Origin of the sequence: Muricauda brasiliensis, assembly GCF_003057865.1 — a bacterium.
Lineage (GTDB): Bacteria > Bacteroidota > Bacteroidia > Flavobacteriales > Flavobacteriaceae > Flagellimonas > Flagellimonas chongwuensis.
Window position 1 is genome coordinate 111,386 of record NZ_QBTW01000001.1, and the last position, 11,200, is coordinate 122,585.

The 11,200-nt window shown below is 37.2% G+C and carries 9 protein-coding genes; all 9 read left to right on the forward strand.

Translation table 11 applies throughout. The features are described 5' to 3' along the window. The first annotated feature begins 160 nt into the window (after nucleotides 1-160). The 9 genes from DCK90_RS00510 (at nucleotide 161) to DCK90_RS00550 (ending at nucleotide 11,200) form a co-directional block, all read left to right on the forward strand. Nucleotides 161-1,159, forward strand: a complete 999-nt coding sequence (locus DCK90_RS00510; RefSeq protein ID WP_108244217.1) for an SDR family oxidoreductase — start codon at nucleotides 161-163, stop codon at nucleotides 1,157-1,159. A gap of 14 nt (nucleotides 1,160-1,173) precedes the next feature. Then, a complete protein-coding gene (locus tag DCK90_RS00515) occupies nucleotides 1,174-2,502 on the forward strand; it encodes a UDP-glucose dehydrogenase family protein (protein ID WP_108244218.1) in 1,329 nt (442 codons plus the stop codon). 60 nt (nucleotides 2,503-2,562) lie between these two features. Next, nucleotides 2,563-3,843 carry a nucleotide sugar dehydrogenase gene (locus DCK90_RS00520; RefSeq protein ID WP_108244219.1) on the forward strand — a complete coding sequence of 427 codons (1,281 nt, stop codon included), beginning with the start codon at nucleotides 2,563-2,565 and terminating at the stop codon, nucleotides 3,841-3,843. 31 nt (nucleotides 3,844-3,874) lie between these two features. Next, nucleotides 3,875-5,389 (forward strand): oligosaccharide flippase family protein, encoded by a 1,515-nt coding sequence (locus tag DCK90_RS00525; RefSeq protein WP_108244220.1) that lies wholly within the window; start codon nucleotides 3,875-3,877, stop codon nucleotides 5,387-5,389. Between the two features lie 3 nt (nucleotides 5,390-5,392). Beyond that, complete coding sequence (locus DCK90_RS00530) at nucleotides 5,393-6,667, forward strand: hypothetical protein (RefSeq protein ID WP_108244221.1); 1,275 nt, start codon at nucleotides 5,393-5,395, stop codon at nucleotides 6,665-6,667. 51 nt (nucleotides 6,668-6,718) lie between these two features. Then, complete coding sequence (locus DCK90_RS00535) at nucleotides 6,719-7,687, forward strand: polysaccharide pyruvyl transferase family protein (RefSeq protein WP_108244222.1); 969 nt, start codon at nucleotides 6,719-6,721, stop codon at nucleotides 7,685-7,687. A gap of 16 nt (nucleotides 7,688-7,703) precedes the next feature. Continuing rightward, on the forward strand, nucleotides 7,704-8,804 hold the full coding sequence (locus DCK90_RS00540; RefSeq protein ID WP_108244223.1) for a glycosyltransferase family 4 protein: 1,101 nt from the start codon (nucleotides 7,704-7,706) through the stop codon (nucleotides 8,802-8,804). 116 nt (nucleotides 8,805-8,920) lie between these two features. Beyond that, nucleotides 8,921-10,246, forward strand: a complete 1,326-nt coding sequence (locus tag DCK90_RS00545) for an MBOAT family O-acyltransferase (RefSeq protein ID WP_313790870.1) — start codon at nucleotides 8,921-8,923, stop codon at nucleotides 10,244-10,246. 6 nt (nucleotides 10,247-10,252) lie between these two features. Then, a complete protein-coding gene (locus tag DCK90_RS00550) occupies nucleotides 10,253-11,200 on the forward strand; it encodes a hypothetical protein (protein WP_108244225.1) in 948 nt (315 codons plus the stop codon).

An 11,200-nucleotide genomic window follows, 5' to 3' on the forward strand; every position in this document is an offset into this window, starting at 1 on the left:
ACCCTATAAATGGTTTGATCTCCAAAACACCTCTTTCCTTAATTAGACACTCATTTTAACACTAAACATGTATTTTATCCGTTTTATCAAAAGTTCACCTAAAACCAGCGTGGTTCTAATTACTTTTCTTCATATTTGCTCGAAATTTTCTTAAACACCCATGGATATATCACACCTTAACCTAAACAAAGAACATACTATTTTAGTTACGGGAGGAGCTGGATTTATTGGCTCCAACCTATGTGAAGCATTGTTGGACAATGGAAACAAAGTAACCTGTCTGGACAATTTTTCCACAGGTAAAAGAGAAAACATCTCCCACTTACAATCCAATCCCAATTTTAAATTGATAGAAGGAGATATCAGAAACCTTGCCGATTGTCAAAAGGCATGTGAGGGCGTTGATTACATTTTACATGAAGCCGCTTTGGGATCGGTCCCTAGATCTATAAACGACCCTATTACAAGTAATGAGGTGAATGTTTCTGGCTTTTTGAACATGTTGGTTGCAGCGCGCGATGCCAAGGTGAAGCGTTTTGTATATGCTGCCAGCTCTTCAACTTATGGCGATTCCGAGTCACTGCCAAAGGTTGAGGACAAAATAGGAAAACCCCTATCCCCTTATGCGATTACTAAATATGTAAATGAGCTCTATGCGGATATCTTTTCCAAAACCTATGGGCTTCAAACCATAGGACTACGTTATTTCAACGTATTTGGAAGAAAGCAAGACCCAAATGGGGCCTATGCCGCGGTAATCCCAAAGTTTGTTATGCATTTAATGCAGCACGAGTCACCGGTCATTAATGGAGATGGTTCTTTTTCAAGGGATTTCACCTATATTGATAATGTCATCGAAATGAATGTAAGGGCATTGACAAGTACCAATGAAGAAGCTGTAAACACAGTATACAATGTAGCCTTTGGAGAGCGGACCGACCTAAATGAACTTGTTGGGCTTCTAAAGGAGTTTTTAGGGGAGTTTGATGCCCAGATAAAACAAATCGAACCAAAATATGGTCCTAACAGACAAGGAGATGTGCCCCATTCCCTAGCCTCTATTGAAAAGGCAAAAACCCTACTTAACTACAGTCCCAAATACGATATGAGATCAGGTCTCAAAGAAGCCGTGAATTGGTACTGGAAGAATCTTAAATAAAATACGAGAACAAAATGAACTTAACGATAATAGGAACTGGATACGTTGGATTGGTAACAGGAACTTGTTTTGCCGAAATGGGAAACAAAGTTACCTGTGTCGATATTGATGAAAAGAAAATAGAGAACCTAAAAAAAGGAATTATCCCCATATACGAACCTGGTCTTGAGGCTATGGTACAACGCAATGTTGACAATAAAACCTTATTCTTCAACACCCAGCTGAAGGATTGTTTGGCAGATTGCGACATGGCCTTTATCGCCGTTGGCACTCCGATGGGGGAAGATGGTTCTGCGGATTTGAAATACGTACTCAATGTTGCTTCCGAAATTGGAAAGCACATGAGCCAACCTCTCATCATTGTAGACAAATCCACTGTACCCGTTGGGACGGCCGATAAAGTAAAGGATGTTATCCAAGATGAATTGAACAAAAGAAATGCCAACATCGATTTTCATGTGGTTTCAAACCCTGAATTCCTAAAAGAAGGGGACGCCATTGGTGACTTTATGAAACCGGACAGGGTTGTTGTAGGTACCGAGGATAAAGCTACTGCAGAGAAAATGCGCCAGCTCTACGCTCCATTCTTTAGAAGTAGCATGGACCGGATGTTGGTCATGGATGTGCGTTCTGCAGAAATGACCAAATATGTTGCCAATGCCATGCTTGCCACAAAAATATCGTTCATGAACGAGGTGGCGAACATTTGCGAACTGGTGGGCGCCGATGTAAACAAAGTGAGAATTGGAATTGGGTCCGACAGCCGAATTGGTTACAGCTTTATCTATCCCGGTAGTGGCTATGGGGGATCCTGCTTTCCAAAAGATGTTAAGGCACTTAAGAAGACAGCTCAACAACACGGTTATCAAGCACAATTGCTCAATGCCGTAGAGGATGTTAACGATAGACAGAAGTTGGTCATTGCAGACAAGGTAATCGAACATTTTGGGAACGATTTATCTGGTAAAACATTTGCTGTATGGGGTCTATCCTTTAAACCAGGAACTGATGACATGCGGGAAGCCCCCTCAATTTATATCATAAATAAACTTACAGAACTCGGGGCTAAAATACAGGCCTATGATCCCAAAGCGGTTCACGAAGCCAAAGAATTTTATTTAAAGGACAACAAAAATATTGAGTACGCCGACTCTAGGTACGAAGCATTGGAAAATGCCGATGCGTTGTTGCTTTTGACAGAATGGAAGGAGTTTAGATCACCAGATTTTATGGCAATCAAGAATAACCTTAAGAACCCTTTAATTTTTGATGGTCGTAACCAGTATGATGGGGAACGAATGGAAAATATTGGAATCAAGTATTATCAAATCGGAAAAAAATAGGATTCAAAGAAAAACAAGATACGCTGTCCAAAAGCATCGCAGTATAACAAAAACACTAACATGAACAACAATAAAATAGCTGTAATAGGATTAGGATATGTAGGCCTTCCTTTGGCACGATTGTTTGCCACAAAGTATCCTGTTGTCGGTTTCGATATCAACGAATCCCGGATTAAAGAACTACAGACCGGAGTGGACTCCACACTGGAAGTGGAAAACGAGGTGTTGCAATCTGTATTGACAGACAAACCATTGGAAACCAACGGGCTCTACTGCAGCAATAAAATCAATGATATTGCCAATGCCAATATATATGTAATTACCGTCCCCACCCCTGTTGATAAAAACAATAGGCCCGATTTGACTCCATTGAAAAAATCCAGTGAAACCGTGGGCAAGGTATTGAAAAAGGGAGATGTTGTTATTTATGAATCTACCGTATACCCTGGGGCAACCGAAGAGGAATGTATTCCTGTACTCGAAAGCATAAGTGGATTAACGTTCAATGAGGACTTTTATGCAGGATATTCTCCGGAAAGAATCAATCCGGGGGATAAATTACATACGGTTGAAAAAATATTAAAGGTAACCTCTGGCTCCACCCCAGAAATCGGAAAAGTTGTGGATGAGCTTTACTCCTCTGTCATAACCGCTGGCACACATTTGGCGCCGACCATAAAAGTTGCCGAAGCAGCCAAGGTTATTGAGAATTCCCAAAGGGACATCAATATTGCCTTTGTGAACGAGCTTGCCAAAATTTTCAATCTCATGGACATTGATACTCATGCTGTTTTGGAGGCAGCTGGTACCAAATGGAACTTTTTGCCCTTTAAACCAGGGTTAGTCGGTGGACACTGTATCGGTGTAGACCCGTATTACTTGGCACAGCGCGCACAGGAATTTGGTTACCATCCGGAAATTATATTGGCAGGTAGACGATTGAATGATAGTATGGGAGGCTACGTTGCCTCCGAGATTATCAAATTGATGGTCAAAAAAGACCTGCGCATCAAAGGGGCCAAGGTTTTGGTGTTGGGGATTACTTTTAAGGAGAACTGTCCGGATGTACGAAATACGCGCGCAGTAGATGTAATCAAGCAATTGATGGATTATGGCACCGATGTCACTGTATATGACCCTTGGGCCAACCCTGCCGAGGTGGAACATGAGTATGGTTTATCCATCACTAAAAACCTTCCTGATGAAAAGTTTGATGCCGTTGTGCTCACCGTCGCCCATCAAAAGTTTTTGGAAATGGAGTTAAGGCCATTGCTCAAACAAGATGGTGTACTCTATGACGTGAAGGGCATTATTAAGGAAGCTGTAGAGGCTAGGTTATAATAACTAAGCCCAACCAAATAATTAAAAGCATATGAGCCAAATCAAAAAGGGGGCTGCTCTTAACTATACTAGTATAATACTAACCAATATTGTAGGCTTATTACTAACACCTTTCATTATACGAAAACTTGGTGATGCCGAATTTGGTCTTTACTCTTTAATAGGAGCTTTTGTTGGCTATATTGCCATTTTAGATTTAGGCCTAGGCAATACAGTTGTAAGGTTTGTTGCAAAATATAGGGCTGAAAAGGATAAGGTTGGCGAGGAAAACTTTTTGGCCACCACACTGATTATCTATGCAATTATTTCTTTTTGTGTAGTCGTGATAGGCACGATATGTTACTTTAACATTGAATCAATTTTCAAAGACTCTCTTACTCCTGACCAGATCGGTAGTGCAAAAAATATGTTTGTCATTTTGGTGTTTACCCTAGCTGTTGGTTTACCCGCTGGAACATTTGAAGCTACATCCTATGGTTACGAACAATTTGTCTTTCCTAAAACTGCCAAAATAATTCACTATGTTATACGCTCTCTATTAGTAGTTGGACTTCTATTTTGGAGCGGGAGGGCTCTTTCTTTAGTAATATTAGATGCTAGCTTGAATCTAGTATTATTTGGGGTTATGATTTATTTTGTTATTGTCAAACTAAAAGTAAAAATCAAACTTCATTCATTTAGCAAACAACTTCTCAGAAAAATATTTGGATATTCACTTTGGATTTTTGTGTTCGCAATTGTCGGACAATTTCAATGGAGAGTTGGACAACTAGTACTTGGCATAATGACCGACCCCACTATTGTAGCGGTCTTTGCAGTAGGAGTAATGTTAGGCACCTATTATGGTGCATTTTCCACCGCGATTTCCGGGGTTTTTCTTCCTAGGGCAACACAAATGACAGTGACTAATGCGAACCCAAAGGAACTAACTGACATGATGATAAAAATTGGACGTCTATCATTTATCGTCTTAATGTTTATCTTAACCGCATTTATCCTCTTTGGAAAACAGTTCATATTTCTTTGGGTAGGTGAATCATATCAGGATTCATGGGTAATTGCCCTTATAATCATGTTTGCGTACACCCTGCCTCTAGTTCAAGCCTTTGGGAATTCCATTTTGGAGGCTCAAAATAAATTATCATTTAAAGCAATCATCTACCTTATTTTTTTAATCCTGGGAACCATTTTTGGTGGTTATCTAGCAAAAGGTTATGGCGCTATAGGAATGATAGCGGGAACGGTATCCGGATGGCTTATTGTTCAAAATATTATGAATTTTTACTACTATAAAGTAATTCATTTGGAAATCCCTCGTTTTTTTAAAGAACTACTGAACAAAACATTTTTGGCAATACTAATAATTTTGGTTTTTGGATATTTTATAAGATTCATTCCAGGAAAAGATTGGTTCAATTTTGTTTTGAAAGGAATCAGTTATTCCATTGTATACGCCTTGGTAATGTACAGAATAGGGCTGATAGAATTTGAAAAACAGCTGTTCAAAACTACTTTTTCTAGTATAAGAACCAAATTTGGAATATAGATTATGATTACTCTAGATAAGATTTTAATTGCTGATAATGGTACACGCATAGACTATGCATTTACCACAAGCCCAGATATCAACAAATTTGTAAATCAAAAAGATAATCTCTTTATAAAGTATCTGGAAAACATAACACATGTTCCCAAAAGCATTCTGGCGATTCCATTTATTAGCAATTGGCTTCCTATAGCATGGTTTGCAGGTTTTGATATTGTAGTCGACGAAATAGATAGTGAGTTTTACACTTCCATGAAGGACCTAAAAGATGAATTTGCAAAACAGTTCCCCGATTATAACCTAAAAGGAAATTTAAAGGCAAAAACTCTTGTTGAGAATAAATGTATTGGTAAAAAAACAGCAATGTTATTTAGCGGAGGTGTGGATGCTTACGCTACCTATATACGCATAAAGCACAAAGAACCCGAGCTTGTTACAATATTAGGTGCTGATATAGAAATTGAAGATACAGAGCAATGGGGTCGTTTCAAAAGCTTTATCGAAAATGAAGAGTTGTTGGCCAAAAATCAAAAACAATACATTACAACCAATGTGAGAAGTTTTTACACCTATCAAGTCGAATTACTTCTCAAAGACATTGGTTGGTGGGGCAAAGTACAGCATGGGCTCTCTCTAATAGGTTCTTTAGCCCCTCTTGGCTTTATTAGAGGCTATGAAAACATCTATATAGCTTCATCTTACACGAAAGAAATCCAAATTGCATGGGGTTCAACACCTAAAACAGATGAGACAATCAGATGGTGTGGCACAAAGGTATTCCATGACGGATATGAACTTAAAAGACAAGATAAGGTAGATTTAATAGCTGAGTTTGCCAAGACCAATAAAGTTCCTTTCAGATTAAGAGTCTGTTATTCAGAGTTACGTACAGATTTTAATTGTAGTAATTGTGAAAAATGTTTTAGAACTATCTTAGGTATTCTATTAAACAATGAGGATCCCAACGATTATGGGTTTGTTGTTGATGAAAGTGTCTATGATAAGATTTTTTCCACAATAAACCATGGTGGAGCTAGTAAAGGCATGCAATATTTCTGGCTCGAACTAAAAGATAAAGCCGATAAAGCCAATTCGTTTTTTGTCTTTAAGGATAAAGAATTGGAAGGGGCCAAACTTGAGAAAATCAAAAATGGAGAGCTTAATGCCATCATTGAAACAAAGTTGAAAAATAAAACCGGTATTCTAGCCAAGGGACGGTTTATTATACGCAACAAATTTCCTTGGTTAAGAAAAATATACCGAAAGATTAAATACTAGAATAGAATACTATTCACCTCAACACTTATACTCAACCACAAAAAAAATTAAATGAAATACGGATTATTAACATACGATGAAAACCGAAAGTTTTTCAATGTCGGCGATAACATCCAAAGTCTTGCTGCAAAGCAATTTTTACCTCAAGTAGATGTTTATTTGAATCGCGAACGGTTAGCTGATTATACAGGAGAAAGAATAAAGTTGATAATGAATGGGTGGTTCACACATAATATTCATAACTGGGTACCGTCAGAGGATATCGACCCTGTTTTTGTGTCCTTCCATATGAACAACACTGCAGCTCCTTTCATGTTAAGTGAAAAAGGGATATCGTACTTAAAACAACACCAACCTATTGGATGTAGAGATCAATTCACGGCAGATACTCTTAACGAAAAAGGAATTGAAGCCTACTTTACAGGTTGTCTTACATTAACATTGGATTCGTACAAAGTTGATGACTCTGAGCGTGGAGACAAAATATATATTGTAGACCCACTCTACAACTATCCTAGGCCTGAAAAAGTGTTTTACAACCCAAAACTTACGGTTAAGAACATTCTTAATGGGAAAGCATTTCAGCTTGGAAAAAAGAACAAGCATCTTAAGAATTTCATTAGTGAGGAATTATTAAAAAAGGCTGAATTTATTAATCAAGAGCCTCCTTCTAATACATATTCAGATGAGCAAAAATTTCAAATGGCCGAGGATTTATTGAACAAGTATGCTCGAGCTAAAATGGTAATTACTTCGAGGATTCATTGTGCTCTACCTTGTTTGGCTTTGGGCACTCCAGTCATATTTGTGAATGGTTTTGACAGCTTTGTGGATTCTTGTAGGTTCGATGGTATTCTTGAACTCTTTAACCGAATAGATATTAATAGTCAGACCGGGGATTTTACTTCCAACTTTGGACTTAACGGAAAGATTGACGCAAATACCATCATAAAAAATCTTGAAAAGCATCATGCCCTCGCCAATGCCTTGAAAAAGACTGTCAAAGAAGCATTATCCTAAAAGTCCAAATAAGACTATGAAACTTCTTTACATCACAAATCAAATAAGCGGTCCTGGCGGATTGGAAAGGGTTCTATCCATTAAAGCAAGCTATTTTACAGATGAACTCGAGCATGATGTACACATTTTGACTTTAAATGACACAACAGACTCCCTTTTCTTCGATTTTAGTTCTGCGATCCAAACACATAATATTGAGCTAAAAAACTCCCCTATCCATTATATTAAAGGTTATTTAAAAGGGATCAAGAATACCATTTCCAAGGTTGATCCCGATATTATTTTGGTTTGCGATGATGGGTTAAAGGGCATGCTTCTTCCCCTTTTGATAAGAAAATCAAGGCCAATGATTTATGAAAGGCATGTTAGCAAAGAAGTGGCTAAAGGAATCGGTCCCAACAATCTTTTTAATAGATTAAAAACACGATTGATTTATTTACTGATGAGATTAGGAGGTCAAAAGTTTGATGCATTTGTTGTTCTAACACAACAAAACCTAAAGGAATGGAATTTCCCAAACAACATTGTAATTCCCAATCCACTTCCATTTTGCAAAGGGGAGGTTTCTACTTTAAATAACAAAATTGTAATTGCTGTTGGTAAACAATCTTTCCAAAAAGGCTATGATCGGTTGGTCAAAAGCTGGAAAGACGTAGAAGAGAAATTTCCTGAATGGAAATTACATATTTATGGTAGTGAAGATCCATCAAAAAAAATCGAAAAAGATATTGAGAAATTAAATCTCTCAGATTCAATTAAATTATTTAAACCAGTAAAAAATATCAAGGAAAAGTTTATTGAGTCTTCTGTTCATGTTCTCTCTTCCAGGTACGAAGGTTTTGGCATGGTCATTATTGAAGCTATGGCTTGTGGCGTGCCATCGGTTTCCTTTGATTGTCCTTATGGGCCTTCTGATATCATCGAAGATGGTAAAAATGGATTCTTAATCCCCAATGGCGATATTAAAGCCCTTGGACAATCCCTTATAGATATAATCGGAAATTCAGAAAAGAGAAAAAAGATGGGAGTGTACGCATTTAAGAGCGTTGACAAGTTTCAAATGTCCGTTATCGGTGAAAAATGGAATGATTTATTTGAGCAACTACAAAAAAATTAGTTAAGCCTTTAAGAATGATTTTTAATTCAGTCGTATTTTTAATTTTCTTGCCTGCTGCCTTCGGCCTCTATTGGTTGATATCCAAAAAGTCTCTAAAGTTCCAGAATATATATCTTTTGGCCATCAGCTACTTTTTTTATGGTTGCTGGGATTGGCGCTTTCTTTTTCTTATATCATTTAGTTCACTAATTGATTATCAAATAGGTAAGAGTATTCCGAAAGCAAAAAGTAAAAAATCCAAAAAAATACTTGTGGGCATTAGTTTGCTCATGAATTTAGGGTTATTAGGCTTTTTCAAATACTTTAATTTTTTTATAGAATCGTTTACTGATCTTTTCAACCTAGTTGGGTTTAAAGCAGATTATGTAACTCTTCATATTATCCTTCCTGTAGGTATTAGCTTTTACACATTCCAAACTCTTAGCTATACTATTGATGTTTACAGGGAGAAAATTGAACCCTCGAAATCTTGGATTCAATTTTTTGCTTATGTAAGCTTTTTCCCTCAACTAGTAGCTGGCCCTATTGAAAGAGCAACAAACCTATTGCCTCAATTTCAGAAGAAACGTACATTCTCTTATGATAAAGCAGCGGATGGAATGCGTCAGATGTTGTGGGGATTTTTTAAAAAGGTTGTTGTAGCGGATAATTGTGCTGTTTTTGTAGATGCTGCATTCGACAATCCTGGAGCGAGTTCATCTGGCGAGTTATTTATAGGCATGCTATTTTTTGCTTTTCAGCTCTATGGCGATTTTGCAGGATATTCTGATATTGCAATTGGCAGTGCCCGTTTGTTTGGGTTTGATCTTAAACAGAATTTTGCATACCCCTATTTTGCACGTGACATCGCAGAGTTTTACAGAAGATGGCACATGTCTTTGACTAACTGGTTCAAAGATTACCTGTATTTTCCATTGGGAGGTAGCAGGGTCAGCTTAAACAAAAACATTCGAAATGTTTTTATTATTTACCTCGTCAGTGGCTTTTGGCATGGCGCCAATTGGACATTTATTTTTTGGGGGTTTTTAAATGCGTTGTATTACGTGCCTCTAATGCTTTTTAAGAGAAATCGTAAAAACTTAGAAATTGTTGCCGCAAACAGCTATCTGCCCAGTTTGAGGGAAGGCTATGCAATTCTTGAAACTTTTATTGTGACCTGTTTTATACGTGTGTTTTTTAGGGCGAACACTATTGAAGATGCTTTCCTTTACATCAAGAGAATTTTTATGTTTGAAGGCAATTCCTTTGATAATTTAGATAAAGTCTCCGTTTTAGTGATTGTTTTTATGTTAATGGTTGAGTGGCTTAATCGAAAAAAAGAACATGGCCTTTCTATTGCCAATCAACCTGTATTGTTACGATGGGGTACGTATTTCTTAATTTTTGGATTCATCCTATTCTTTGGCAAAGCATCGGACGCATTTATTTATTTCCAATTCTAACCAGTTATGAAGAAATACTTATTTAAGACACTCATATTTCTATTAGCCTGCTTTGCTGTGATTACACTTGTTTTACTAAAGTATGGAGGCTATGTGGATTATTTCTACGTTAAGTTCACTACTCCCAAGGCAAAATCAATGATTATTGGAGATTCTAGGAGTATGCAAGGAATACAACCAAGTGTTGTGAACGAGGCCCTATCAAGTAAGGACTATTCCTTGCCAGTTTTCAATTATAGTTTCACCATTGCCCAAGCTTCAATGGGGCCCCTGTATAATGAAAGCATTTTAAAAAAACTAGATACATCATCATCCAATGGTTTATTTATTATTTCAGTTACTCCTTGGATGTTTGGTTCTGATAAAAACAATGACAACGCCAAAGGAGAATTTAGAGAGGAAAATAGTCCTCCACATAACATGCACTATGTAGATGTGAACCCAAACTATGAATATCTTTTAAAAAACCTCCAGTACTTCCATTTTAGAACTATTTTTAGACAATCCGCCGAAATGCACAAAGATGGCTGGTTAGAAGAAAAAAACTTACCTCAAAGTGAAGCGATTTTTAAAGCTTGGAAAGAGGGACAATCCAAAATATTTGACAATATGATGGAAGAATATGTGGTTTCGGACATACGTTTAGAAAGCTTTCATAAACTAGTCGTCAGACTTCAAGAGCATGGTGAAGTCATCTTAGTTAGAATGCCTATTGATTCAGACTTTATAGAAAAGGAGCATTTATTTTATCCAAGTTTTGACAGTGATATGGAAAGGGCTGCACAAAAATTTAACATTCCTTATTTCAATTTCGACAAACAATTCTTTGCAACCAAATTCAAAACCTACGATGGGCATCACTTGGATAAAATAGGCGGACAAAATTTCACAAAAACCTTGTGTGATTCTATAATATCTATTAAAAACTCTATTAATATCCCTGCCACAAGATAG